General features: G+C 62.9%; 20 protein-coding genes and 3 tRNA genes. 11 read left to right on the top strand and 12 right to left on the bottom strand.

Annotated features, from left to right (window positions below):
• The first annotated feature begins 53 nt into the window (after positions 1 to 53).
• From ABRA89_RS09605 to ABRA89_RS09580, 6 genes are all read left to right on the top strand, one after another.
• Positions 54 to 1118, top strand: a complete 1065-nt coding sequence (locus ABRA89_RS09605) for a YcbK family protein (protein WP_349941249.1) — start codon at positions 54 to 56, stop codon at positions 1116 to 1118.
• 114 nt (positions 1119 to 1232) lie between these two features.
• Positions 1233 to 1308 (top strand) — tRNA-Glu (locus ABRA89_RS09600).
• Between the two features lie 209 nt (positions 1309 to 1517).
• On the top strand, positions 1518 to 1901 hold the full coding sequence (locus ABRA89_RS09595) for a diacylglycerol kinase (protein ID WP_349941248.1): 384 nt from the start codon (positions 1518 to 1520) through the stop codon (positions 1899 to 1901).
• Between the two features lie 110 nt (positions 1902 to 2011).
• A complete protein-coding gene (locus tag ABRA89_RS09590; RefSeq protein ID WP_349941247.1) occupies positions 2012 to 3070 on the top strand; it encodes an SPFH domain-containing protein in 1059 nt (352 codons plus the stop codon).
• Between the two features lie 4 nt (positions 3071 to 3074).
• The gene (locus tag ABRA89_RS09585) at positions 3075 to 3545 is read left to right on the top strand and encodes an NfeD family protein (RefSeq protein ID WP_349941246.1); all 471 of its coding nucleotides are present in this window, start codon (positions 3075 to 3077) and stop codon (positions 3543 to 3545) included.
• An 85-nt stretch (positions 3546 to 3630) separates the two neighbouring features.
• Positions 3631 to 3813 carry a hypothetical protein gene (locus ABRA89_RS09580; RefSeq protein WP_349941245.1) on the top strand — a complete coding sequence of 61 codons (183 nt, stop codon included), beginning with the start codon at positions 3631 to 3633 and terminating at the stop codon, positions 3811 to 3813.
• Positions 3814 to 3846: 33 nt separating this feature from the next.
• Here the strand turns inward: ABRA89_RS09580 and ABRA89_RS09575 are convergent, their stop codons facing one another.
• The 6 genes from ABRA89_RS09575 to ABRA89_RS09550 form a co-directional block, all read right to left on the bottom strand.
• Complete coding sequence (locus ABRA89_RS09575; RefSeq protein ID WP_349941244.1) at positions 3847 to 4965, bottom strand: nickel/cobalt transporter; 1119 nt, start codon at positions 4963 to 4965, stop codon at positions 3847 to 3849.
• Between the two features lie 5 nt (positions 4966 to 4970).
• Positions 4971 to 5648, bottom strand: coding sequence for a DUF1007 family protein (locus ABRA89_RS09570; RefSeq protein WP_349941243.1), 678 nt, complete (start codon positions 5646 to 5648; stop codon positions 4971 to 4973).
• 154 nt (positions 5649 to 5802) lie between these two features.
• A complete protein-coding gene (locus tag ABRA89_RS09565) occupies positions 5803 to 6957 on the bottom strand; it encodes a slipin family protein (protein WP_349941242.1) in 1155 nt (384 codons plus the stop codon).
• A gap of 455 nt (positions 6958 to 7412) precedes the next feature.
• A tRNA-Asn gene (locus ABRA89_RS09560) sits at positions 7413 to 7485 on the bottom strand.
• Positions 7484 to 7560, bottom strand: a tRNA-OTHER gene (locus ABRA89_RS09555). Before ABRA89_RS09555 ends, ABRA89_RS09560 begins: the two co-directional genes overlap by 2 nt.
• A gap of 217 nt (positions 7561 to 7777) precedes the next feature.
• Entirely contained in the window at positions 7778 to 8299 is a 522-nt protein-coding gene (locus ABRA89_RS09550) for a L,D-transpeptidase (protein ID WP_349941241.1), read from the bottom strand.
• Positions 8300 to 8579: 280 nt separating this feature from the next.
• Here ABRA89_RS09550 and ABRA89_RS09545 point away from each other — a divergent pair, with 280 nt between their 5' ends.
• Together ABRA89_RS09545 and pheT are read left to right on the top strand one after the other, a co-directional pair.
• Positions 8580 to 9056, top strand: coding sequence for a hypothetical protein (locus tag ABRA89_RS09545; RefSeq protein WP_349941240.1), 477 nt, complete (start codon positions 8580 to 8582; stop codon positions 9054 to 9056).
• Positions 9057 to 9288: 232 nt separating this feature from the next.
• Positions 9289 to 11709: a phenylalanine--tRNA ligase subunit beta gene (gene pheT, locus ABRA89_RS09540; protein ID WP_349941239.1), complete on the top strand. Its 2421-nt coding sequence runs from the start codon at positions 9289 to 9291 to the stop codon at positions 11707 to 11709.
• A 51-nt stretch (positions 11710 to 11760) separates the two neighbouring features.
• On the opposite strand, the gene ABRA89_RS09535 is transcribed toward pheT, so the two are convergent.
• Together ABRA89_RS09535 and gshB are read right to left on the bottom strand one after the other, a co-directional pair.
• On the bottom strand, positions 11761 to 13293 hold the full coding sequence (locus ABRA89_RS09535) for a YifB family Mg chelatase-like AAA ATPase (RefSeq protein WP_349941238.1): 1533 nt from the start codon (positions 13291 to 13293) through the stop codon (positions 11761 to 11763).
• A 197-nt stretch (positions 13294 to 13490) separates the two neighbouring features.
• Positions 13491 to 14432 (bottom strand): glutathione synthase, encoded by a 942-nt coding sequence (gshB, locus tag ABRA89_RS09530; protein WP_349941237.1) that lies wholly within the window; start codon positions 14430 to 14432, stop codon positions 13491 to 13493.
• 165 nt (positions 14433 to 14597) lie between these two features.
• Between gshB and sthA the strand changes: the two genes are divergently transcribed.
• Both sthA and ABRA89_RS09520 read left to right on the top strand, forming a co-directional pair.
• Complete coding sequence (gene sthA, locus ABRA89_RS09525; RefSeq protein ID WP_349941236.1) at positions 14598 to 16022, top strand: Si-specific NAD(P)(+) transhydrogenase; 1425 nt, start codon at positions 14598 to 14600, stop codon at positions 16020 to 16022.
• 100 nt (positions 16023 to 16122) lie between these two features.
• Positions 16123 to 17316 carry a D-alanyl-D-alanine carboxypeptidase/D-alanyl-D-alanine-endopeptidase gene (locus tag ABRA89_RS09520; protein ID WP_349941235.1) on the top strand — a complete coding sequence of 398 codons (1194 nt, stop codon included), beginning with the start codon at positions 16123 to 16125 and terminating at the stop codon, positions 17314 to 17316.
• A 26-nt stretch (positions 17317 to 17342) separates the two neighbouring features.
• On the opposite strand, the gene ABRA89_RS09515 is transcribed toward ABRA89_RS09520, so the two are convergent.
• The 4 genes from ABRA89_RS09515 to ABRA89_RS09500 form a co-directional block, all read right to left on the bottom strand.
• Complete coding sequence (locus ABRA89_RS09515) at positions 17343 to 18374, bottom strand: glucokinase (protein WP_349941234.1); 1032 nt, start codon at positions 18372 to 18374, stop codon at positions 17343 to 17345.
• A 159-nt stretch (positions 18375 to 18533) separates the two neighbouring features.
• Positions 18534 to 20015, bottom strand: coding sequence for a peroxidase family protein (locus ABRA89_RS09510; protein WP_349941233.1), 1482 nt, complete (start codon positions 20013 to 20015; stop codon positions 18534 to 18536).
• A gap of 122 nt (positions 20016 to 20137) precedes the next feature.
• Complete coding sequence (gene mepA / locus ABRA89_RS09505) at positions 20138 to 21100, bottom strand: penicillin-insensitive murein endopeptidase (protein ID WP_349941232.1); 963 nt, start codon at positions 21098 to 21100, stop codon at positions 20138 to 20140.
• Positions 21101 to 21272: 172 nt separating this feature from the next.
• A complete protein-coding gene (locus tag ABRA89_RS09500) occupies positions 21273 to 22277 on the bottom strand; it encodes an adenosine kinase (protein WP_349941231.1) in 1005 nt (334 codons plus the stop codon).
• A gap of 309 nt (positions 22278 to 22586) precedes the next feature.
• On the opposite strand from ABRA89_RS09500, the gene guaB reads away from it, so the two are divergent.
• Positions 22587 to 24089, top strand: coding sequence for an IMP dehydrogenase (gene guaB / locus ABRA89_RS09495; protein ID WP_349941230.1), 1503 nt, complete (start codon positions 22587 to 22589; stop codon positions 24087 to 24089).
• Positions 24090 to 24141 lie beyond the last annotated feature (52 nt).

Raw genomic sequence — 24141 nt, 5'->3', positions numbered from 1 at the left:
AACTTGGGAAGCGGTATGGGCACGGGCCGCTTTGCTGGAGAGGGATTGATAGAGTGACGACCGACGACGCATGCCGTCCTCAATCCGCCTGTGCGCAAGCGGATAACCTGAGATCGATCTCGCTCAGCCGGGTGAAGCCCCGCCGTCTCAAATCGACAGTGTTTCTCGGGACCGCCCTGATCCTGTCTCCTCTTCTGTCCGGTTGCATGTCGGGAATCAGCGACATCAGCTCCTTCGGCCTGACACCGTCGACGACAGTCGCAGAAAGCAACGCGCCGGTCGATGTGAGCGATGCGCCCGAGGTGGATGTTTCCACCCTTGGTGACGATGCGGCCGCGCCCGAGCCAAAAGTTTCCGAAGAAGCAGCCCGTGAAGTCGCTGATGCGACGCCAGCGACGGCCGAGAAGCGGAACGGGGCACTCGTCCCGCTTTCGACGGGCGGCGAAACCGTTGCAGCCTATGCTGGCGGCCGCGTGGGCGAGGGTGGCGCAGCGAGCGGCGCGACATCAAACGGTGGCGGATCGCTCTTCCAGTCGCTTTTCGCCCGCAAGCAGGCACGAACGCCGATCGCCAATGCCGAGCGTGGCAAGGGACGCCGCGTCGTGCTCAATCGTGAAGGTGCGCCTTCGGGCGCCGATGAGTCCCTGCCGGGCGTCGATCCGAACTCGATCTTCGAAATCGGGCAGCGGGCATCGGCCGACGAAGATGCGCTCGAGGATGCCGCATATGAGGTAGCATCGCTCGGCGGTGGATTTGCGCGCCTCAGCCCGAACGGCCTTCGGGTCCAGCGCGAGAGCGTGCGGACCGACTGTTTCCCGCGTCAGCTGGTTGGCATGATCCATGCGATCGAACAGCGATTCGGCCAGCGCGTCATCGTAACCTCCGGTTATCGCAGCCCGGCACACAATCGCCGGGTGCGCGGCGCCAAGCGTTCGCAGCATATGTCGTGCAAGGCCGCCGACATTATCATTCCGAACGCAAATAATCTGGCCGTGGCCGCTTTCGCGAAGAGCCTTCCGGGGCGTGGCGGTGTCGGCACCTATTGTCACACCAAGGCGATCCATATCGATACCGGCCCACGGCGCGAGTGGAACTGGCGCTGCCGGCGCGGTCGCTGAGGGGCTGCGCATTCGTCGCGTGGGGGGACTTGCAGCGGGCCTTCCAAATTCTTTTCGTTTTTGGAAAATCTACGCTTGCAAGATCGGCTCACACCTCGTAGATACCGCCGCGTTGCGCCCATCGTCTAGCGGTCTAGGACGCTGCCCTTTCACGGCGGAAACACGGGTTCGAGTCCCGTTGGGCGTACCAACATCCCACAACGTCATCGATGCTGAAGCCAGACGCGTAACGCGATATGGCTATCATCGCCGAGTGCCTCGCGGACTTCGGCAGCGCCTTGCGATTCGGGTTTCCAGAACAGTCCTGAGCGAGACCCTCGACCGATGCTTGCCGCGACCGCGTGCTGCCGATAGTCGATGCGTGCCAAGAAGACCCCGCATCAGACAGGACCTTTCCCGTTGAACGAACCGCACAACGACCGCGACGTTCCGCAGAAGGAAAAGGGCCTGCGCCATCTCCTCCATTCGACGCGCTATTCTTTTGCCGGCTTTGTGAGGCTTTCGCGCGAGGCGGCATTTCGGCAGGAACTCGCCGCATTCGTCGGCGTCATCATCTGGCACCTCGCCTTCGGATCGTCGCTCTGGCTTTTCGTTGTCCAAGGCGTTGCCGCGCTGGTGCTTTTCGCGGTGGAAGCGCTCAACACGGCGCTCGAGGAACTTCTCGATCACATCTCGCCGGACTTCAGCAAGACGGCCAAGCACGGCAAGGATCTCGGCTCGTTTGCGGTGGCCTGCCTGCTGACCGCCAACGGACTCGTCGCCCTGGCGGTCTTCTTCAGCTGATATTCGCCATCGTGCACGGGTCGGGGGTGGCAAATGCTTGCCTCGTCCGCCACTGAGGATGATACTCCCTGTCACTGGTCTCAAGGCCGCATCTTTTCGAGTGTCATCGCATGGATATTTTCGCAGTTTCTCCCGGCCTTATCGCCATTGTCGTTCTCGTCATCATCGCGGTCTTCATCTTGTCCTCGATCATCAAGATCGTGCCCCAGGGCTACAACTGGACCGTCGAGAATTTCGGCCGCTACACGCGGACGCTAACGCCGGGCCTCAGCCTTCTCATCCCGTTCATCGAACGTGTCGGGCACAAGATGAACATGATGGAACAGGTGCTCGATGTGCCGACCCAGGAGGTCATCACACGGGACAACGCTTCGGTCGCTGCCGATGGCGTCGCCTTCTACCAGATCCTCGATGCCAGGGCGGCTGCCTACGAGGTGTCCGGCCTCGAATATGCGATCCTCAATCTCGTCATGACCAACCTGCGCTCGGTCATGGGCTCGATGGATCTCGACGATCTGCTGTCGAACCGCGATTCGATCTCGGAGCGCATCCTGCGGGTGGTTGACGACGCGTCCCATAGTTGGGGCATCAAGATCACGCGGATCGAGATCAAGGACATCAATCCGCCGAAGAACCTCGTCGATGCCATGGCGCGGCAAATGATGGCTGAGCGCGAGAAGCGCGCCGAGATTCTGGAGGCAGAGGGCGAAAAGAGCGCGGCCATTCTGAGGGCCGAAGGCGACAAGCAGTCCGCCATTCTGAAGGCCGAGGGCCAGCGCGACGCCGCCTTCCGCGACGCGGAGGCCCGCGAACGCCAGGCCGAAGCCGAAGCTAAGGCGACCCAGATGGTGTCCGAGGCGATCGCCGCCGGCGATGTCCAGGCCATCAACTATTTCGTTGCGCAGAAATATACCGAGGCGCTCGGCCAGATCGCCTCCGCACCCAATCAGCGTGTCGTCCTGATGCCGCTCGAAGCATCCTCACTAATGGGCTCGATTGCCGGTATCTCGGAACTGGCTCGAGCGACCTTCGGCGACCTTCCGACGGCTCAGAAACCTGCAGCAAGTCCGGCGAGATCGCGGCCGAGCCGTCCGAGCGGGCCGACTGGTCCGCAGGCCAGCCCGCCGGAATTCACCACCCGCTCGAATTGGGACGGCAACGGAGGCTGAACCGATGCTCGGATCCTTCGAGCCGGAACATTGGTGGTGGATCGCGGGCTTCGTGCTGCTCGCCCTCGAACTGGCCTCTCCCGGCGTCTACCTGCTGTTCTTCGGCCTTGCAGCCCTCGTCGTTGGCACCAACGCGTTCTTCCTGCCCGAAAGCCTTTTCGGCATCAGCCAGCAGCTGATCGCCTTCGCGACCGTCAGCGCAGCGGCGATCTATCTCGGTGGGCGGTGGTATCGCTCGAGCCGCGGCAAAGGGAGCGACAAACCCGACAATCCGGCGCGGCGTCTCGTGGGGCGGGAGACGATCCTCAGCGAGGCGATCATCTTGGGCAGGGGGCGTGCGAAGATCGGCGACAGCTGGTGGACGGTGGAAGGGCCGGATTTGCCCGAAGGCACCCGCGTTCGCGTGCGCGACGCTTCGTCGAGCATCCTAAAGGTGGACCCGGTCGAAGCGGCAAGGCCTCCAGATGCGGTGTGACAGAAAGTTGCGTAGCCGATACAGTGATCAGTCGATAGGTTAAGATAAGTGCTTGTTTCGACGGATCAAAAGAGCGCGGATCGCAATGTTTCTCGATGAAAAGAACGAGTGGCATCCACCGGAACCCGCCAAACAGCCCATGTCGCGCTCCGACAGGCTCGTGCTTTGGGTCGTCGTCTTCAACGTTCTGGCGCTCTGTTTCGCGCCAATGGGCCTGGTGCTCTTTCCTCTGGCAGTCGATACCGCGCTCGCCGCATTCGCAGGCTGAGGATCAGATCTGGCTTCGTTTGGCTTCGGAAGCCTAGCCCGCAAGTGCTCCGCCGAGAAGGCCGATGCCAACCAGCGTCAGGAGGAGGGCGCCGGTGATTTCGAGACTTCGGCCAAGTATTCCGGCATAGCGTGTCTTCCCGCCGACCCGCTCCAGCCCGCCGCGCCCCAGCACGGTAACGGTTGCGATGATCGAGACCGTCGTCGCCGTTCCGAGTGACATGGCGAAGACGGACAGGATGCCACCCGCATAAAGCTCGTTGAGAAGTGCGAAGGTGAGAACGACGATCGCGCCGGTGCAGGGCCGAAGCCCGACTGCGAAGACGGCGGCAAGGCCCGAGCGCAGCGTCAGCGGTTGCGAGACGGCGTCCGGCGCCGGCATATGCGCGCGACCGCAGTCGCAGGCCTCCGGGCTTTCCGCGCAGATGGTGCCCTTCTCGAAGCCTTCGGACGCGGCAAAGCGGGAAGTGCGGATTGGGGCCGCGTGGTCCGAATTACGCCAGTCCGCCGTACCCGCTCCGGAAAAGGCGAGGGAGAGCCCGGTTTCACGCTCGCGTTTCAAGAGGCGCTGGAATGGCGCGAAGCTTCGCCGCGCGAAGGCCGTCACGATCGAATCGCGAGCCAGCTTTCTCAGTGCCTTGAAGAGAAGATAGAGCCCGACCAGCAGGACGAGCGCATAGGATGCGATCTCCGCGCCGTTCGTCGCATCGGTCATCGAGATACCGGTGCCGCGCAGGAGATACCAGGCTCCGCCGACGACGACGATGGCCGTGAGGCCCTGCACGCCCGAGGACACGAACGAGAGGAGGATGCCGCGCTTCAGCTGCGCGCGGCTGGCCAGCATGTAGGCCGAGATCACCGCTTTGCCGTGACCCGGCCCGGCCGCATGGAAGACGCCATAGGCGAGCGACAACCCGACGAGATAGAGGAGCGCGCCATCGCCGCGCTTCAGCCCGACCAGCGCATGGCGTAGCGCGGAAAAGAAGTCGCGCTGCCAGACCGCGATCTGGGTGAAAATGCCGGAAAAGAGGCCGCCGCCGGCAGGTGCAGTGGTATCGGCTGTGCCGATGCCGAGCGATGATTTTGCGACCGCATCCGCGACAAGAAAGATCGCGACGAGAAGGCCGCCACCGAGAATCCGCAGAACCGTCATGGGTTTCAACTCTGCGCTCCGCAGGAGACTTCGAGACGGGTCGCCATCACATCGGCAAACTGGGCGCCTGCATCGCCCACTTCCTCATCCGGCCCGAGCGTCGCGATGCTGTCCATCCACTGCTGGGCCGCGTCGTCCTCGTCGGGAACGTTCAGCGACTTGCGGCAGCCATCCGGCAGATCGATCAGCTTGAATGCATCGACATCCTTGAAGTCGAAGGCGACGAAGAAGCTCTCATCGAAATTGGAGACCTTGATCGGCTGCGTGCGCAGGTCGATTTCTTCCGCGACCGGCATTTCGAAGAAGAGAATGAGCTGGCCGTCTTCGAAGAGCGTATGGATCTTTTCCGGGGCGGTAAATTTCACGTCGCGGCTGCCGAGCTCGGCGAAGGTGTAGAAGCCCCATTCGGCGATCGAGCCGCGGATCGTTTCGCCCACCGCATCAAGTTCTTCCGGGTCCAGCGTGCCATTGGCATTGGCATCGAAGTCGACGACCACGGAGGACGAGAAAAGCTCGTCCATGCGCCAGACATTGCGGATCGCGGTGAACTTGCCAGTCTCGTCGCCGACAATCTCGACATTGGACTCGACGAAGACATGCGGGTGAGCGAGCGCCGGTGTCGAAGCCAGTGCTCCGGCCACGCCGAGAGCCGCCAGTGTCGTCAGTCGCGAAAGAGCGCCCATCGATCCCCCGATTATTTCGAAATCATCCCCGTGCCGGATCATCTGCCGGAAAAGAATGGCCGAAGTTTGGGGCGGGCCACAATTGACCTTATGAGCTGCGGGCGAAGAAAACCCCGGCGGATCGGTCCGCCGGGGCTGGTCTCATCCTGGACGATCAGGCGTCCTGAAGGTTGACGAGGCCCTTCATCAGGCCATCGGCACCGTTGTGGATCGTCAGGCGGTCCACCCGGCCAGCGATCGTCTCCAGCGCTTCGAGCTCCTTCAGCCGCAGCATGACGGGATTTTCCGCCATGACCTTGGCCGTGTTGAGCAGCGAACGCGTGGCGTTCGTTTCCTCACGCCGGCGGATGACGTTGGCTTCCGCCTCCTTCTCCGCCGCGACGACGCGGTTGAGGATCTCGCGCATCTCGCCGGGCAGGATCACATCCTTCAGCGAAATCGAGGTCACCTCGATGCCGATCTCGGCCATCGCAGTCCGCACCTCGGCCGTCAGCTCTTCGTCGAGCGCGCTCTTGCGCTCGAGAAGCGCGTCCAGCGTCTCGCCGCCGAGCATGCGCCGGAACGCCTGCTGCAGCGCGCCGTAAAGCGCCTGGCCGAAGTCGGGCACGGTCGTCACCGCGAGCACCGGATCGGTGACCCGGTACTGTGCGGCAATGTTCACCCGCACCGACACCTTGTCTCTCGTCAGGATCTCCTGACCCGAGACCTCGAGAGGCATGAGCCGAAGGTCGACAAGCTTCAGGCGCACCTGACGGCCCGGCGTCCAATAGGCATGCGCGCCGGGCGACAGCCGGTGAACGAGCGCACCGTCGACGAACAGAAGACCGGCATGGCCTTCCGGCACGTCGGCGGCCGTGACGAACGTGAACGCAGTCCGGCCAGCCGAGGCCAGCCGACGCATCAGCTTCGGGGCGATGGCGGGCATCTCCGAAACGTCGATATGCGTCGCGGTCCACGGGCCTGCGGCGGTCCAGACGATCCGGCGCGTGTCCGGGCCCATCACGCTCGCGACCATGCCGTCGCGCTCGATCACGGCGACTTCGTGCGCATCGGTCCGAAAGACGGTGAGATGACGCGAGGCATCGTCTGGCAGGCGGTCGAAGAGCACAGTCTCGTAACGCGACTTGAAGTCGGGCGCAGCGAGATCATGCCATTCGAGCTCGACCCGATCGCTCCCCGCGGGCACAAAGTGCCGACCGGGCGTCAGGATCGCGTCAAGCTGTCCGTCCTTGAGGTAGAGCGCACGACGGTTCTCCATCACCGTCACGCGCTGGCGGCCCATAAGCCGCTGAAAAAGCGTCTTCATCATCACACTCACCTTCCGTCGCAACCTATGTCACGCGGCCTCCTTTCGTTTTTCCGTTTGGCCGCAAGCGGCCGGTTGCCTCGGGTTCATTCAGTGAACCGGAGCTCGTTTCGCGCAAAGGCGCGAGGGCGGGCGCCCGTTCGGATGCCCGCGAAAACCTGCGGAACACCGAAGGATGGACATGATGCCCGGCGGAACACGCGGGTGAGAGGGCGCGAGCGGCGCGAAAGGCGGCTCGGCACCATTCGAAAACGGTGCCTTGCGGCGCAATGCGCGGCCCGGCCTTCACCGGCATTCGGCCAATGCGACCATGGCGTGCGGCATTCCGGTCGGTTCCAGCCCCTTTGGAGCCGGTCCCGCACCATCCTGCCTTCGGCGGACCATCCTTCGGGTCCCTCATTTGAAACCGCTTTGTAGGCGGCTGGCGTCGAAAGCCAGTGCTGATTTTCAAGTCAGCGTTTTGGAGCGGGATTCGAACCCGCGCTGAACGAATTAACAGTTCGTTGCTCTAACCCACTGAGCTATCCAATGGACGGAAAAGCGAGATTCGAACTCGCGACCTCCGGACGAAAAGCCGGCGCTCTCACCTGACTGAGCTACATTCCGAAACCAGTCCTCCGAGGATGCCGGCCGTACACGGAACAGCGCAGAGCGCCCCGTGCGGGCGGGCCATGTGAAGACCCGAACCGTTGCCATCCATCCCCGATCCGACGACCGGGAGAGCGCCTATAAGCCGGCTCGACCGTCACCGCAACCCGCAGAAGTAAAAATTTTTAGAATTTTTCTAAAAAGGTCGATGGTCGAATCCCTTCGCCTTGCTTCGTCAGCGCAGGACCCGCACCTCGGCCCCCACATGAACGCGCTCGAACAGGTCCTTCACATCCGCATTGCGCATACGAAAACACCCCGCCGAGGCCGCGCTGCCAATGGAGCGCGGATTGTTCGTGCCGTGGATGCGGTATGCACCCCAGCCGAGATTGATGGCGCGCTCGCCGAGCGGATTTTTCGGTCCCGGCCCGATCGATTGGGGCAGACGCGGATTCCGCTCGCGCATGGAAGGTGTCGGCACCCAGGTGGGAGCACGGCGCTTACGCGAAACCCAGCTCTTTCCGAACCACTGCTCGCTCGGCTTGCCGACCGCGATGTCGTAGACCATGGCCTTGCCGGGCGCCGTAATCAGATAGAGCTTCCGCTCCGATGTCTTGACGACAATGGTTCCGGGGTCGGCCTCTGCCTGGAAACTGATTTCGGGCCGCGCTTCGAGCGTGCCGATCGCCGCCTGCGACGGCGTCGAAGAAAACAGCGCGAGGATGGCACACAGAGCGAGGCGAAGGGTCGTTGTCATAGCCGGTTGGCTAGCACAGCTTGCGTGGAGCTTGTGTTAATGGGCTATGCCTCGGCCCGAAAATGTGCGCGGAGTGATCCCCTTGTGATTTTTCCGCAGCAGTCTTCGAGCCCGGCGCGACGCGGCGCCGATTTCGATTCACGCTGTCCGAACGCCGTTCCGACAATTCACACTGGTATCCCGGTGTCGCCGTTGTCCGCTGCCCGATCGGTGCTAGGTCGGAACATGATAGTCCTGCCGGTCATTCCCTCAGATATCCGAAGCATAAGGCCGCCCATCGATGAGTCCGCGTTCGCTCACCCTCGAAGTCATTGCCGTACTGTCGGGCACGATTATCGGCAAACTCCTTTTCGACGGGGTGTCGGCTCTCTTCTTCGATGAGAGCTTCTTCGATCTTTTCGCCTCGCCGGGCCGCTGGATCGTGGCTCTCGCAACGGTGATCATCTTTTCGCTTATCTATCATAAGCTTCCTGCGACACCGGCTGCGCTCGCTTGTCTCCTTGTGGGAACCATCATCACCTGGATGTTCTTCGGCCTCGCCTTCGAGAGTGGCCAGTCGACCCCCGTCCTTGTCTTCATGACACTTCTGTTCTCGGCGATCGCGCTCCTCACCTATCGCTTCGTCCACGCGAATGCAGCGGTTCGAAAGGTGGCGGGCGACATGAGCGGTACAGCGGATAGTGGTCCGCTGCATCATCGCGATGGTGGACATGATGGTGATGCCGGCGCCGGCGGAGATGGTGGCTCCGGCAACTGACGATGATGCGGCAGCGCTCTCCGGCGTCTTGCTTCTGTTCCGCCCCCTGTTCTAGTGCGTAACCGTCGCCGGCGCCGCGACGGTTCGAAATCACCAGCGCCATCGTCCCGATCGTCTTCGAACCAGATGGTCTGCATGGAAGATGGCATCCTGCCGATCGTCCCGTCGTTCGTTGCGGCCCATCATGCGCGGCAGGATTTTGTGCCGCATTCATTCTGTGGGATCCGACCCGATGAAGTTCACCCTGTCCTGGCTGAAGGATCATCTTCAGACCGATGCAACGCTGGAAGAGATTTGCGAGCGCCTGACGGCGATCGGTCTCGATGTCGAGGCTGTCGACGACCGCGCTGTCTTCAACGCGTTCCGAATTGCACGGGTCGTCTCTGCCAAGCCACATCCGGACGCCGACAAGCTGCGCGTCCTGATGGTCGAGGCCGGGCCTGAGGTGAACGAGGGCAAGCCGATACAGGTGGTCTGCGGCGCGCCGAATGCCCGCGAGGGTCTCGTCGGCGTTCTCGGCCGGCCGGGCGATTACGTTCCGGGCCTCGATACGACGCTCGGCGTCGGTAAGATCCGGGGCGTCGAAAGCTTCGGCATGATGTGCTCGGAGCGAGAACTCGAACTCTCCGAAGAGCATGACGGGATCATCGATCTTCCGGCCGATGCGCCGGTGGGTGCGCGCTTTGCCGACTATGCCGAGCTCGCCGATCCGGTGATCGAGATCAATCTGACGCCCAACCATCCGGACGCGATGGGCGTTGCCGGCATCGCCCGCGATCTCGCCGCCTCCGGTCTCGGCACCGTGAAGTCCCCGCCCATTGAGCGGATCGAGGGCGCGGGCACCTGCCCTGTGTCGGTCAGCGTCGAGACCGAGATTTGCCGCGGCTTCGCACTGCGCATGGTAACGGGTGTTGCTAACGGCGCGTCGCCGGACTGGATGCAGAAGCGGCTGAAGGCGATCGGCCTGCGACCCATCAATGCGCTCGTCGACATCACCAATTACATCACCTTCGATCGAGCCCGGCCGTTGCACGTGTTCGACGCGAAGAAAGTGCACGGTAATCTTGTCGTCCGGCAGGCGAGGGCGGGCGAGAAACTGCTTGCACTCGACGAGAAGACCTATGATCTCGACGAAACGATCTGCGTCATCGCAGACGAGAACGGCGTCGAATCGCTGGCCGGCGTCATGGGTGGCGAAGCCTCGGGCTGTGACGATATGACGACCGAGGTTCTCATCGAATCTGCGCTGTGGGATCCGCTGGCGACCGCACGCACCGGGCGTTCCCTCGGCATCGTGACGGATGCGCGCTATCGCTTCGAGCGTGGCGTCGATCCGGCTGAAATGGAACCCGGCCTCGATCTTGCGACGAAGCTAGTTCTCGATATCTGCGGCGGCGCTGCCTCCGAGCGTGTCGTCGAAGGTGTCGCGCCGGTCGGGATGCCGGTAATCGATTTCCCCTTTACGGAAGTTCGGCGCCTCACTGGCCTCGAAGTTCCGCCGGAACGCCAGCGCGCCATTTTGGAAGGTCTGGGGTTCAAGCTTGATCCCGGCGCAAATGACGCCGAAATCCGCGTGACCGTGCCGACTTGGCGGCCGGATATCGACGGCAAGGCCGATCTTGTCGAGGAGGTGATGCGGATCGTCGGCGTCGACGAGATCGCACCGCAGCCGCTTGCGGCGGCGGGTGCCGTCAACACGCGCATCCTGACCCTTGCACAGACCCGCGATCGCGCGGCTCGTCGGGCGCTCGCCGCGCGCGGCATGGTCGAGGCGGTCAACTATAGCTTCATTCCGCGCGAACATGCGCAGGCTTTCGGCGGCGGGGTCGATGCGCTGCGCCTCACGAACCCGATTTCTGCCGACATGTCGGATATGCGGCCGTCCTTGCTGCCGGGTCTGATTTCCGCTGCCGCGCGCAACACCGCGCGCGGATATGGCGATGCCGCGATCTTCGAAGTGGCCGGCGTCTATCGCGGCGATACGCCCGGAGATCAGAAACGGGTCGCCGGCGGTATGCGGCGCGGCACGGCTGGCCTCGAAGGACCGGGACGTGCCTGGAGCGGCGCTGCCGCTGCCGTCTCGATCTATGATGCGAAGGCCGATGCTCTTGCGGTTCTGGAAGCAGCCGGCGCGCCGGTGGAGCGGCTGATGATCGATCGCGAGGCGAGCGCCTGGTATCATCCAGGGCGGTCCGGCCGGCTCAAGCTCGGACCCAAGGTCGTTCTGGCGGAATTCGGCGAATTTCATCCCAAGGTGCTGAAGCAGCTTGGCGCGGCAGGTCCGCATTGCGGTTTCGAGGTGTTTCTCGATGCTCTGCCGGAGCCGAAGCGCAAGGCGACCAAGACGAAGCCCGTTCTCAATATTTCGACGCTGCAGCCGGTGCGCAGGGATTTCGCCTTCGTTGTCGGAAGCGATATCGAGGCCGAAGCGATCATCAAGGCAGCAAGCGGCGCCGATAAGACGCTGATCAACGAAGTCCGCGTGTTCGATGTCTTCACCGGCGGGGCACTCGGCGAAGGCAACAAGTCGGTCGCGATCGAGGTCGCTTTGCAGCCGGTGGAGCGGACGCTGACGGAGGAAGACCTGGAGGCGGTCTCGAACAAGATCGTTGCCAATGTGGAAAAAGCGACCGGCGGCTCCTTGCGGGGCTGAAACGCCGGAACGGCTTGGCTCGCTCAGATCACAGGCGAGCCAAGTCATGGCTCAGGCCGCGGCCGGCAGCCTTTCGCCGGCTATGCGGTATGAGATCGCTTCGGCGAGGTGAATTCTTCGGACCACGTCGCTGCCGTCGAGATCGGCGAGCGTTCGCGCCACTTTCAGGATGCGGTGATAGGCCCGCGCGGAGAATTTCATCTGTTCTGCCGCGTCGTTGAGAAGCTGGCGCCCGCCCGCATCCGGCTCCGCGATCGTCTCGATCATAGAGGCCGAGCAATGGGCGTTGACCGTTTCGGCTGCAAGACCGAGGCTCGTATAGCGCTCGGTCTGGATGGCGCGTGCCCGAAGGACGCGTGCCTTGACGGTTTCGGACGTTTCGGCGGCATGCGGCCGGATGAGATCGCTCGCCGTGACGGCCGGCACATCGACGCGCAGGTCGATGCGGTCGAGGAGCGGGCCTGAGATGCGAGCCTGATAGTCTGAGGCGCATTTGGCGCCGCGCGAACAGGTGTGGCCGGGTTCGCCTGCCATCCCGCACCGGCAGGGATTCATCGCCGCGACGAGCTGCATCTTGGCGGGATAGGTCACCCGGTGATTGGCTCGTGCGATCACGCTCTCTCCCGCTTCGAGAGGTTGGCGGAGCGAATCCAGAACCACCGGGCTGAATTCGGGAAACTCGTCGAGGAAAAGGACGCCTCTGTGCGCCAGCGAGACTTCGCCGGGCTTGGCCCGCAGGCCGCCACCGACCATCGCGGCCATGGAGGCTGAATGATGCGGCGCGCGGAACGGCCGGCGGTCCGATAGCTTGCCGCCGGACAGTTCGCCCGCGATCGAGGCGATCATCGAACATTCGAGAAGTTCCCGCGCGCCGAGCGGCGGAAGGATCGAGGGCAGGCGCTGGGCCAGCATCGACTTGCCGGAGCCGGGTGGCCCGACCATCAGCAGGTTGTGCCCGCCCGCAGCAGCGATTTCCAGAGCCCGCTTGGCGACGATCTGGCCTTTGATCTCCGCAAGGTCCGGGAGGTTGGCGGGGAGGGCGCGCACGGCAGGTTCCGGTCGTGAAATGACCTGTGTTCCGCGAAAGTGGTTGGCGATCTGAATGAGGCTTCGGGCCGCCACGATCGTCATCTCAGAATCGGCCCAGGCCGCCTCGGGGCCGCATTCGGCCGGACAGATGAGGCCTAAGCCGAGACCGTTTGCCCCCATGGCGGCCGGCAGAACGCCGGTTACCGAGGTGATCGCTCCGTCGAGCGAGAGTTCGCCGAGAACCATGAAGCCGGCGATGGCATCGGCGGGAATCGCGCCAAGCGCCGCCATCAAGCCGAGCGCGATCGGCAGGTCGTAATGGCTGCCTTCCTTCGGAAGATCGGCTGGCGCCAAATTGACCGTAACGCGCTTGGGCGGCATCGCGAGGCCCGAAGCGTGGAGCGCCGCCTGAACGCGCTCCCGGCTTTCGGCGACCGCCTTGTCCGGCAGGCCAACGATCTGAATGCCCATCTTACCCGGCGCGACCATGACCTGAACATCCACCGGTCGGGCTTCGATCCCCTGAAAAGCGACGGTTTTCACGCGCGCGACCATGACGAGCCTCCTAGCGAGAGCGACTCCTCCAAAAGAAGCGAAGAAGTCGCGCCTATGCGACCCGAGGTAAGCACAGTGAAAAGAATAAAACAAGAACAAAATGGCGGGGCGATCACGGATAGGAACATCCAATGTGGTGCCCCTTCTGATCGTGTACCTTACCGTTCGTTTCTATCGCGCGAGTGAAGCAGCGAACATCAACCGATGCGGGCCTCGATCGCATCCCACAGAAGCGCCGCAATATCGGCGCCACCGAAGCGCTTCACCTCGCGTATGCCGGTGGGCGAGGTGACGTTGATCTCGGTCATCACGTCGCCGATCACGTCGATGCCGACGAAGATCAGCCCGCGTTCCTTGAGCGCTGGCGCGATGCGTGCGCAGATCTCGCGATCCCGCTCGGTAAGATCGGTCGCCTCGGCCCGTCCGCCGACATGCATGTTGGAGCGCGCGTCGGTCTCTGCCGGCACCCGGTTGATGGCGCCCGCAATCTCGCCGTCGATCAGGATGATGCGTTTGTCGCCTTTGCGAACGCCTGGAAGATAGCGCTGGCAGATAAACGGCTCGCGATAGAGCATGCCGAACATTTCCATGAAGGAGGAGAGGTTCTTGTCCTCCTTCGTGATGTGGAAGACGCCGGCGCCGCCGTTCCCGTAAAGCGGCTTCATGATCATCTCGCCGAACTCGGCGCGGAAGGCCTTCACCTCCTCGATGTCCTTGGTGATCAGCGTCTCGGGCATGAGATCGGGAAACTCGGTGACGAAGATCTTCTCCGGCGCGTTGCGCACCGAGGCCGGATCGTTGACGACGAGCGTCTGCGGATGAACCCGCTCCAGAAGGTGGGTGGACGTGATGTAGCTCATGTCGAAGGGCGGATCCTGGCGCAGGAGGACGACGTCCATCTCGGCAAGATCGATCTTTTCGGTTTCACCCAGCGTGAAGTGATCGCCTTCTACCTCGCGAAGCTCCATCTTTTCGGCACGGGCGGTGAGCGTGTCGCCGCGCATGGAAAGGCGGTCAGGTGTGTAGTGCCAGAGCTCGTGGCCGCGCTTCTGGGCTTCCAGGCCGATCGCGAACGTCGAATCGCCGCGGATTTGAATCGAGGACACGTGATCCATCTGGACGGCGGTTTTGAGACCCATGCCCTGACCTTTCTGCGAGCACCACTGTAACGAGGAGCGAGGTAAGGTGGCCCGCTCGCCATGGCAATGGGCTGAGCTTACCGAGCTTCCGGCTCTTGTAATTGGGTGCCGGGCATTGGAATGTCGCGTGCGGCAGGGAAGGGCACACGATCTGAGGGGAATCACGTGGACCATTTCGATCTTCTGGTGATCGGCAGCGGGCCGTCGGGCCGACGGGCGGCGATCCAGGCCGCCAAGCTCAATCGCAGTGTTCTCGTCGTGGAGCGCGGCCGCCGGGTCGGCGGGGTCTCTGTGCACACCGGCACGATCCCGTCGAAGACCATCCGCGAGACGGCGCTCAACCTGTCAGGCTGGCGAGAGCGCGGCTTCTACGGCCGCTCCTACCGGGTGAAGAAGGACATCACCGCCGGCGATCTGCGTGAGCGGCTCCACAAGACACTGACCCACGAGGTCGAGGTGCTCGAACACCAGTTCGCGCGCAACAAGGTCTCGACGCTGCGTGGCGAGGCGCGCTTCGTGGATCCCCATACGGTTGAGGTGGAGAGCGAGGGCGGAGAGACAAAGCGCTTTACTGCCGATACCTTCATGATCGCCGTCGGCACCCAGCCTTTTCGGCCGGACTATATTCCCTTCGACGGAGAACGCATCTTCGACAGCGACGAGATTCTGGAGCTTCCTGAATTGCCGCGTTCCATGGCGGTGATCGGTGCGGGCGTGATCGGTGTCGAATACGCCTCGATCTTCAACTCGCTCGACGTCAAGGTAACGCTGGTCGAGCCGCGCCAGACAATGCTCGACTTCATCGACGACGATATCCTCGACGATTTCACCTACGATCTGCGGGATCGGGGGGTCGCAATGCGGTTCGGCCAGAAGGTGGAGGCCGTCAAGCGCGTGGGCGAGGGCTGTGAGATTGCGCTCGAAGGCGGCCGCAAGGTTCGCGCGCAGATGGTGCTCTTCGCCGCCGGGCGTATGGGCTCCACCGATCGGCTGGGTCTCGAAGCGGCCGGTCTTTCCGCAGATCATCGCGGCCGGCTTTCGGTCAATCCGAAGACGCTCCAGACGGACGTGCCGCATATCTATGCCGCGGGGGATGTGATCGGCTTCCCGAGCCTTGCGTCCACTTCAATGGAACAGGGCCGGATAGCCGCCTGCCACGCGCTCAACGCACCGACCCACCAGCCGCCGGAATTCTTTCCCTACGGCATCTATTCGGTGCCGGAAATCTCGACCGTCGGCATGTCGGAAAAAGAGGTTCTGGAACGTGACATCCCTTACGAAATTGGTGTCGCCCGACTCCGCGAAACCTCGCGCGGTCATATCATGGGCCTCGACTCGGGAATGCTGAAGATGATCTTTTCCTTGAAGACGAGGCGCCTCTTAGGCTGCCATATCGTCGGCGAGGGGGCGACGGAGCTGATCCATATTGGTCAGGCGGTTCTCAACCTTAAAGGCACGCTCGAATACTTCGTCGAGAATACGTTCAACTATCCGACGCTCGCGGAAGCCTACAAGATCGCGGCACTCGACGCCTACAACCGCATGGGTGGTACGAAGGTCGCAGAAGTCAGCGACATGCCAGCGGAGTAGAGCGCTGGGCTGCATCGCGATAGCCTGAGTTTGGCCCGGCGCCCGGATGTCTGTAGTGTCGCATCTTTGGCCGCGACTGCTTCCAACATCCGGATACGCCATGCTGATCAAGCCGCTCGCCTTTGTCTGCGCATTCGCTCTTCTGATCGTTCCGGCCTCCGCCGATACCGCCGACAGGATCGCCGCGATGGCGCCGTCGGGGCTTGTGCTCGTTCTCGACGAGGATGGCGAGGATCTTGTCGCCCAGAATACCGGCAAGCCGTTCGTACCGGCCTCCGTCGCCAAGGTCGTCACGGCATGGCTTGCGATAAAGGTTCTGAACGGCGACTACCGCTTCAAGACACGCTTTTACATGGACGAAGATCGTGTCCTTTACGTACGCGGCGGCGGCGATCCGTTTCTGGTTTCGGAGGAACTCGCGCTCCTCGCGCTGGAGCTCGTCAGGGCTGTCGGCGAGGAGCCGCTGACTGGCATGGTGCTCGATGCGAGCTACTATCCGGATGATCTTCGTATTCCCGGGATCGAGGATACCGACGAGGCCTATGACGCGCGCAATTCCGCCTTCGCGGTGAATTTCAACACGATACACGCCGTGCGCCGGGGAAGCACCGTGCGCTCGGCCGAAGAGCAGACGCCGATTACCCCGCTCGCGATCAGCCAGTTCCTGGCGCGGGGACCGAATGGCCGCAGCCGCATCAGCCTTGCCCAGGAAGACCCGGAGGTGAGCCTTCTTTATGCCGGAGAACTGCTGCGAGCTTTTATCGAACGCGCAGACGGTCAGGTCGAAGGCGAGATCACGACGGGCGGCGTGCCCGAGGAACTTGAGCCGGTCTATGTTCATGAGCAGTCGCGCAGGCTGTCAGAGATCGTTTCTCAGATGCTGCTCGGCTCGAACAATTACATCGCCAATCAGCTTTTCCTCGAAGTCGGAGCCCATGAGAAAGGCGGACCGGTGAGCCTCGGAAAATCGCTCGCGGTCGCCAACGAACTCCTGGCCGAGCGGGGCCTATCCGATGCCATTCAGCTGGTCGAAGGTTCGGGAATCAGCCGCGACAACAGCTTCACCGCGCGGGGCCTCGCCAAACTACTCGACGATTTCAGGCCCCACGCCGAATTGCTGCGCGCGACGCGAGCGGGCTCGCGTTACAAGACGGGGACGTTTTCAGGCGTGCGCACGCTTGCGGGCTTTGCCAAGACCTCGGGCCACGGCAGCGCTCCCTTCGTGATTTCGCTCACGGGAAATACGGGCAAGCTGCGCTTTCGCATTCTATCAGCTATCGAGCGCGGGCTGTAGCTGTGGAGGAGGGCTGGCGGTTCGGCCTATTTCCCGTTGCCCCAGTGCCGGCCGGTGGTTTCGAGGCCGAAGAAGCGCGGTGAGCGGGCGAAGGCGGCAAGGCCCGTCAGGGCCGGCTGCGGCTCGGTGATCACATAGAGCGGAATCTCGCGCATCAGGTCGGAATGGGGTGCCTTGTCCTCGAAGGCCTCGCGGATCTTCGCCTGATCCACCAGCTTCATGATGCGCTTGAAGATGCCGCCAGCGATATAGACGCCGCCGCGCGCGATGAAGATCAGCGCGACGTCGCCCGCCATCCGGCCGAGATAGATGGAGAAAAGATCGACCGCCTCACGCGCCTGTGGATCGTTTCCGGCTTCCACCGCTTGGGTCACCTCTGCGGGCTTGGTGTGCGTCGGGTCCACGCCGTCGGCCTTGCAGATCGCCTGATAAAGGTTCACGAGGCCGCGGCCGCACAGGATCTGTTCGCCAGAAACCCGGCCTTTGATTGTCTTGAGATGGGGCCAGATTGCGCGGTCGCGCTCGGTGCGGGCGCCGAGATCGATATGCCCGCCTTCTCCGGCGACCGGAATCCACATGTTGCGGGCACGCACGAGACCGGCGACGCCGAGGCCTGTTCCGGGCCCGAGAACGGCGCGGCTCGCGCCCTCCCGATGGATGCCGCTGCCGATCTCCTCACGCGCGTCCTCGCCGAGCGAGGAGATCGCGAGGGCCTGCGCCTCGAAATCGTTGATCACCACGACTTCCTCGAGCCCCAGATCGGCGATCATACGCCGAGGATGGATCACCCAGTGACAGTTGGTGAGATCGATCTCGTCTCCGTCAATCGGCCCGGCGATGGCGAGGACGGCGCTCTTGGGCTGGATGGAGGTCCGGTCGAGGACATTGGTCTGGATCGCCTCGTCGATCGTCTCGAACTTCTCGGTCTCGGCGATCTCGAAGAGCTTCGGTTCGGCGAAGGCGTCCTTCAGAATGGCAAAGCGGGCATTCGTGCCGCCGATGTCACCGATCAGGATCGGAAACTTCAGGAACGTGTCTGGTTGGCGCCGCGATGCCATGTCTAGATCCCCATTCTGACCACACAGCCATTTAGCCGGCCTTGGTTCAAAGGCAAAGCGGGGAATGGGCCGATCTTCAAGGGCAGACGACCCACCGGCATCGAGGCCGGTCGATCATCCGATCCATTCGGGAAAGACGCGGACGTGCGGCGTCCTGGCCTATTTGTAATAGAGGTCCTTGCGCTCCGGGATCGCGTCGCGATGCTCTTCGACGAAATGCACCATGGAGGCGAAAGTGCAGTTCTCGCCGCCGAAACCTGCCCAGGGTTTGAAATCGGGCACGTGGAGGACGCTGTCCGGATCGAATCGGAGGATGCGCATGATGACCGAGGCGACGATGGTGCCGCCGACGCCGGTGAGCTTGCCATGGCCCATCTCGCCAGCCTCCTGAAGGCAGTAGAACCAGAGCGGCGTCTTGTCGATATGCGCTTCCTTGAGAGCCGGCGGCGCCGCGAGTTCCTTGATGCCGAGATGGCGGGCCATCTGCTGGCCTGACGGAACTTCGAGCGTCGCGCGGTCGCGAAGGATGTTGCGCAGGCCAAGTTTCTTGCCCTGGGCCTTTGTGAGTTTCACGCCGCCCCATTCCGGCATGTCATTGGCGACGTTGTCCGGCAGCGTGAAGAGGATATCCGCCATCGAAGGGCCGACGGGCCGGGCCTTCTGGGCCTTCCCACCACCATGTGAGAAGAACTGTCCCATTTCGATATCCTGTTCCGTCCCGCGCGGCTTGAAACCCTCCATCTTGAAGAGCTGTACCGGACTGGTGCCATCGCGCAGACAATAGGTCGGCTGAACCGTGGCATGGCCGAAGCGATAGGCGGCGACGGAGAACTCGACCGGCATGATCGGCGCATGGGCGCCGAACGGATCGTGATTGGCGACCTTTCGGATGACGGCTGGATCGACGAAGGAGGGCAGGAAGTCGTTGAGGATGATCCACTGATAGTGGAGACGGATGAAGCGCCGAACCTCCTCGAAGAGCTTCTTGTGGTCGGGGACAAAATCCTCCCACGCCTTGCTGCGCACGTTCATCAGGGCGCAGGATTCGATGTCGTGCTCGACGCCTTGTCCCGCCTTCGCATGGCTCATGAGGATGTTGTGAAGGCAGATAAAGGCGCCCTGAATCTGGCTGACGATAATGTTCTCGTCGTTGCGCGGATCGCCGATGAGGGCGCGGCCATGGGAGTCTGGTCCATAGGAATTGCGCTGCAGGTCCAGGGGGCTGTCTTTACGGCCGAAAATGAGGAAGTTTTTCGTCTTCTCCTCGTGTGAGTAGAGGTAGGGCGAGGCTTCCGGGCCATCGCCGTAGACACAGTCGAGATCGAGATTGGGGGTTCTCAGATTGCGGATCGAGCGAGGATCGATCAGCGTTCCGAGCTCGCTCGTGGCGTCGAGCGTGATGTCGTGGTCTATGAACTGGCCGAGGAAGGTCATCCCGGCATCGGCCGGCCCTTCGACGGTGTCGCTGCTGGACATGCCGTCGACGAGCTTTTCGTAGGCCTCGACAATCGCCCTGCGCTTGAGATTTCCGGTCAGCGGATTGCGCTTCAGAAGATAGCCGAAGGTGTCGGGAAGAACGACCTTCGGAGCATCGGATGCTTCGACGAGAAGTGTTTCGAACTTGCTTAAACCGTGGCGCATCAACGCCTCCTCAAAGGAAGTAAGACGTCCCTTAAGGCTACATTACCAATGCACGGCCCAGCGCTTCATGCCTCGAATGAGGTAAAAGCGGTTTCTTTTCTGATTGGAGCGCGCTTTTTTGGTCAGCGGCGTGGTCGCGGTTTCGGCAGCGGAATATCGCCGAGGTCGGGCGTCAACGCAGCCAGCGCCGGCGCGCCGGCTGGTCCTGCCGTCAGAACCCGCTGGCAGGCACGGGGGAGGTCGGACATCGTCAGGTCCGGCTTTGGCTTGTAGGGCTTTGCATTCGGCGGAGGCGGCTGGAGGGCGACATCGAACCACCAGTCGAGATCGCCGCAGCCGTCGCCGGTGCCGGTCGAGCGTTGCGGCTCGCAGTTCGGTGATCCGGGCTGACAGAACAGGCGGACATGGAAGTGGGAGTCATGGCCGTAATAAGGGCGGATCTTGTTCAGCCAGCGCCGGTCGCCGCGCGTCGTCTCGCACAGTTTCTTCTTGATGCCGGGATGGACCAGAATCCGCTGGACCCGCGAGTCGGATGCCGCGAGTTGGATGATGTCGCGATAGCTGTCGTTCCAGACATTATCGTCGACGGTGAGGCCGCCTTCCTTCAGCACCGAGCGGAACGGGTAATCCTCGCGCTGTGCCGGGCTGAGCCACTGGCGCGGCATGGGGCGAAGCCAGACATCGGCGTCGAGGCCGATCTGGTGGGAGGAATGACCGAAGGGCATGGGGCCGCCGCGTGCCATCGACATGTCGCCGAAGAGGACGCCCGGCCAGATGCCGCGGCGCTGAGCCTCGGCGGCAAAGCTCTTCAGGAAGGAAACGAGAACCGGGTGGCCCCAGCGCCGGTCTCGCGAGAGGCGCATGGCTTGCCAGGCTTCACCGTCGGCGGGAAGCTGGGCGGCGCCCGCCAAGCATCCCTTGGAGTAGAAGCCGAGGCTTTCGGGCGGCAGAGGCGCGGGTGAATGCGCGGTCTCGAAGAGTTTCTTGGCGGCAGGTTCCGCATCTGCTGTGAAGGGAGCAAGGCTCAGCGCGCAGCCGAGAATGACCGCCTTCGGCAAAGCCGAAAACATCCGTGAAACGCCCATGATTCGCCTCGTTGATCCGTGTAGCCGCGCCGCAATCAGCTTGTCCGGCCCGGAAGTTATGCAACTCCGATATCGCGGAGCTTAAGAGATTTCATGGCGAAACGGTTGGTCGAAACGATGACGGCCCGGAGCGAAATCCGGGCCGTCGCTTTCAAATCGCTAGCTCGAAGGATCAGGCCGCGAGCATGGTCTTGATCGCGGAGAGCTCCTTCAGCGGCTTGTCCGGACGCGCGCCGACCTTTTCGATGATATGCGCGGCACATTCGACGCCGAGGCGGCCGCAGATCTCGCTTGGCATGCCGTCGATATAGCCTTTCAGGAAGCCGCCGGCGAAGGCATCGCCTGCGCCCGTCGCATCGACGACCTTCTCCACCTTCTGGGCCGGTACCACCGTGCGGGCCTGTCCCTCGACGACGATGCAGCCCTTTTCGCTGCGCGTGACGACGGCAAGCTTCGGCGCGTCGCGGCCGAGCCCGTCGAGCGCGTCGTCGAGATTGTCGGTCTCGTAAAGCGACAGAGCTTCGGCCTCGTTGGCGAAAACGATATCGACCGTGCCTGAGCGCAGGAGATCGAGGAATTCAGCGCGGTAACGCTCGACGCAGAAGGAGTCCGAGAGCGTCATGGCGACCTCGTTGCCCGCCTCGTGCGCGGCCTTGGCGGCCTTGACGATCGCCTCCTTGGCGCGCGGTGGATCCCAGAGGTAACCCTCGAAATAGGTGATCTTCGAAGCTTTCACGAGCTCTTCGTCGATATCCTCCGGGCCAAGCTCGGTGCAGGCGCCGAGAAAGGTGTTCATGGAGCGCTCGCCATCGGGCGTTACGAGGATGAGGCAGCGCGCTGTCGGCTCGCCTTCACCGGTATTCGGTGCGGTATCGAACGCGATGCCGATCGAGCGGATGTCGTGGCTGAAGATCGAGCCGAGCTGGTCGTCCGCGACCTTGCCGATATACGCGCCCTTGCCATCGAGGCTGGTGAAGCAGGCGATCGTATTGGCCGCGCTGCCACCGGAGGCTTCCATGCCGGGGGGCATCGCGCCGTAGAGCTGTTCGGCACGGGTCGTGTCGATCAGCGTCATGCCGCCCTTCTGGATGGACTCTGTGGTCAGGAAGTCGTCCTCGCAGTGGGAAATGACATCGACGATCGCGTTACCGATGCACAGGAGGTCGTATTCGGCCATGAAAATCCTTTGTCTCTGATTGCCCGAGGCGCGTCGCCGTTCAGCCTGGCGCCACGCGCTTCTCGATGACGAGGTTCGGCCATCTAGTTAACGAAATGAGGCGCATCTGGCTAGGCGAGGGCCGTCATGACCTGGCGAAACGCACCTGCGATCTGACGCAAGCGTGTCCGGTTTGCAGGGCGAGCGCGGATTTGCTCGTGCTCTTCGTCTTCCCAATGTCAAGGAGGCATGCTAGCGGATGCCGCCATCCTTTTGCACCGCACGCGCGTCCGCCCGCGTGTCGTCTAGAGGCTCTTCGAAAGGACTGGCATGGCCCGCATCATCGAGACCGCTTCCGGCACCACCGCTCTTACATTCGACGACGTTCTACTACAGCCAGGGCATTCCGAAGTCATGCCCGGCCAGGTCGAAGTCGCAACGAAGATCACGCGCGAAATCGCGTTGAACATCCCGATCCTGTCCGCCGCGATGGACACGGTGACCGAGTCCGGCCTTGCGATCGCCGTCGCCCAGGCGGGTGGTATCGGCGTCATCCACAGGAATTTCACGCCGGTCGAGCAGGCTGAACAGGTACGTCAGGTCAAGAAGTTCGAAAGCGGCATGGTCGTCAATCCGGTGACGATCGGCCCGAAAGCGACCCTTGGCGACGCCCGAGCCTTGATGGCGCAACACCGCATCTCCGGCATCCCGGTCGTCGACAAGGGCAACAATGGCGGGACCGCGCGCGGTAAGCTCGTCGGCATCCTGACGAACCGCGACGTGCGCTTCGCCTCCGACGACGACCAGCCGATCCACGAGCTGATGACCAAGGAGAACCTCGTCACCGTCGACGAGAGCGTGACCCAGCAGGAGGCCAAGCGTCTTCTCCACCAGCACCGCATCGAGAAGCTTCTGGTGACGGACTCCCAGGGCTTCTGTATCGGCCTCATCACTGTGAAGGACATCGAGAAGTCGCAGCTGCATCCGATGGCCGCGAAGGACCAGCAGGGTCGGCTACTCGCCTCCGCCGCAACGAGCGTTGGCGAAGACGGCTTCGAGCGCGCAGAGCGGCTGATCGATGCCGGCGTCGATCTTCTCGTCATCGACACCGCGCATGGCCATTCCCAGCGTGTTCTCGACATGGTTTCCCGCGTGAAGGCGCGCTCCAACAGCGTTCAGATCATCGCCGGTAACGTCGCGACGCCCGCCGGTACCAAAGCGCTGATCGATGCCGGTGCGGACGGCGTGAAGGTTGGTATCGGGCCGGGCTCGATTTGCACCACCCGCGTCGTCGCCGGCGTCGGCATGCCACAGCTCGCGGCAGTGATGGGCGCGGCAGAGGAAGCGGCCAAGCAGGGCGTACCGGTGATCGCCGATGGCGGCATCAAGTTCTCGGGCGATCTTGCGAAAGCGCTCGCCGCAGGCGCTGCTGGCGCCATGGTTGGTTCGCTGCTCGCGGGCACGGACGAAAGCCCCGGCGAGGTTTATCTCTACCAGGGCCGCTCGTTCAAAGCCTATCGCGGCATGGGCTCTGTCGGCGCGATGGCGCGCGGCTCGGCCGACCGTTACTTCCAGGCGGAAGTTCGCGACACGCTCAAACTCGTGCCGGAAGGCATCGAGGGTCAGGTCGCCTACAAGGGACCGGTCTCCGGAGTCCTCCACCAGCTCGCCGGCGGTCTTCGGGCGGCCATGGGCTATGTGGGCGCGAAGAATCTCGAGGAATTCCGCACCAAGGCCGAATTCGTCCGCATCTCGAATGCGGGCCTGCGCGAGAGCCACGCCCACGACGTGACGATCACGCGGGAAAGCCCGAACTACCCGATGGCGGGCTGATTGCTCTGCTCTACTCGGACACAGACCTTTAAACTGGCGGTTCGTCATCCTC

This window comes from Fulvimarina thalattae (assembly GCF_040239565.1).
Taxonomy (GTDB): Bacteria; Pseudomonadota; Alphaproteobacteria; order Rhizobiales; family Rhizobiaceae; genus Fulvimarina.
The sequence above is the reverse complement of the archived record's forward strand: the minus strand, read 5'-3'. Positions and strand labels throughout refer to the sequence as shown.

What these genes read in the sequence shown, in the direction of transcription:
- ABRA89_RS09590 (WP_349941247.1), top strand. Translation starts at nt 2,012, where the DNA reads ATGGATATTTTCGCAGTTTCTCCCGGCCTTATCGCCATTGTCGTTCTC.
- ABRA89_RS09585 (WP_349941246.1), top strand. Translation starts at nt 3,075, where the DNA reads ATGCTCGGATCCTTCGAGCCGGAACATTGGTGGTGGATCGCGGGCTTC.
- ABRA89_RS09580 (WP_349941245.1), top strand. Translation starts at nt 3,631, where the DNA reads ATGTTTCTCGATGAAAAGAACGAGTGGCATCCACCGGAACCCGCCAAA.
- ABRA89_RS09575 (WP_349941244.1), bottom strand. Translation starts at nt 4,965, where the DNA reads ATGACGGTTCTGCGGATTCTCGGTGGCGGCCTTCTCGTCGCGATCTTT.
- ABRA89_RS09570 (WP_349941243.1), bottom strand. Translation starts at nt 5,648, where the DNA reads ATGGGCGCTCTTTCGCGACTGACGACACTGGCGGCTCTCGGCGTGGCC.
- ABRA89_RS09565 (WP_349941242.1), bottom strand. Translation starts at nt 6,957, where the DNA reads ATGATGAAGACGCTTTTTCAGCGGCTTATGGGCCGCCAGCGCGTGACG.
- ABRA89_RS09550 (WP_349941241.1), bottom strand. Translation starts at nt 8,299, where the DNA reads ATGACAACGACCCTTCGCCTCGCTCTGTGTGCCATCCTCGCGCTGTTT.
- ABRA89_RS09545 (WP_349941240.1), top strand. Translation starts at nt 8,580, where the DNA reads ATGAGTCCGCGTTCGCTCACCCTCGAAGTCATTGCCGTACTGTCGGGC.
- pheT (WP_349941239.1), top strand. Translation starts at nt 9,289, where the DNA reads ATGAAGTTCACCCTGTCCTGGCTGAAGGATCATCTTCAGACCGATGCA.
- ABRA89_RS09535 (WP_349941238.1), bottom strand. Translation starts at nt 13,293, where the DNA reads ATGGTCGCGCGCGTGAAAACCGTCGCTTTTCAGGGGATCGAAGCCCGA.
- gshB (WP_349941237.1), bottom strand. Translation starts at nt 14,432, where the DNA reads ATGGGTCTCAAAACCGCCGTCCAGATGGATCACGTGTCCTCGATTCAA.
- ABRA89_RS09520 (WP_349941235.1), top strand. Translation starts at nt 16,123, where the DNA reads ATGCTGATCAAGCCGCTCGCCTTTGTCTGCGCATTCGCTCTTCTGATC.
- ABRA89_RS09515 (WP_349941234.1), bottom strand. Translation starts at nt 18,374, where the DNA reads ATGGCATCGCGGCGCCAACCAGACACGTTCCTGAAGTTTCCGATCCTG.
- ABRA89_RS09510 (WP_349941233.1), bottom strand. Translation starts at nt 20,015, where the DNA reads ATGCGCCACGGTTTAAGCAAGTTCGAAACACTTCTCGTCGAAGCATCC.
- mepA (WP_349941232.1), bottom strand. Translation starts at nt 21,100, where the DNA reads ATGGGCGTTTCACGGATGTTTTCGGCTTTGCCGAAGGCGGTCATTCTC.
- ABRA89_RS09500 (WP_349941231.1), bottom strand. Translation starts at nt 22,277, where the DNA reads ATGGCCGAATACGACCTCCTGTGCATCGGTAACGCGATCGTCGATGTC.
- guaB (WP_349941230.1), top strand. Translation starts at nt 22,587, where the DNA reads ATGGCCCGCATCATCGAGACCGCTTCCGGCACCACCGCTCTTACATTC.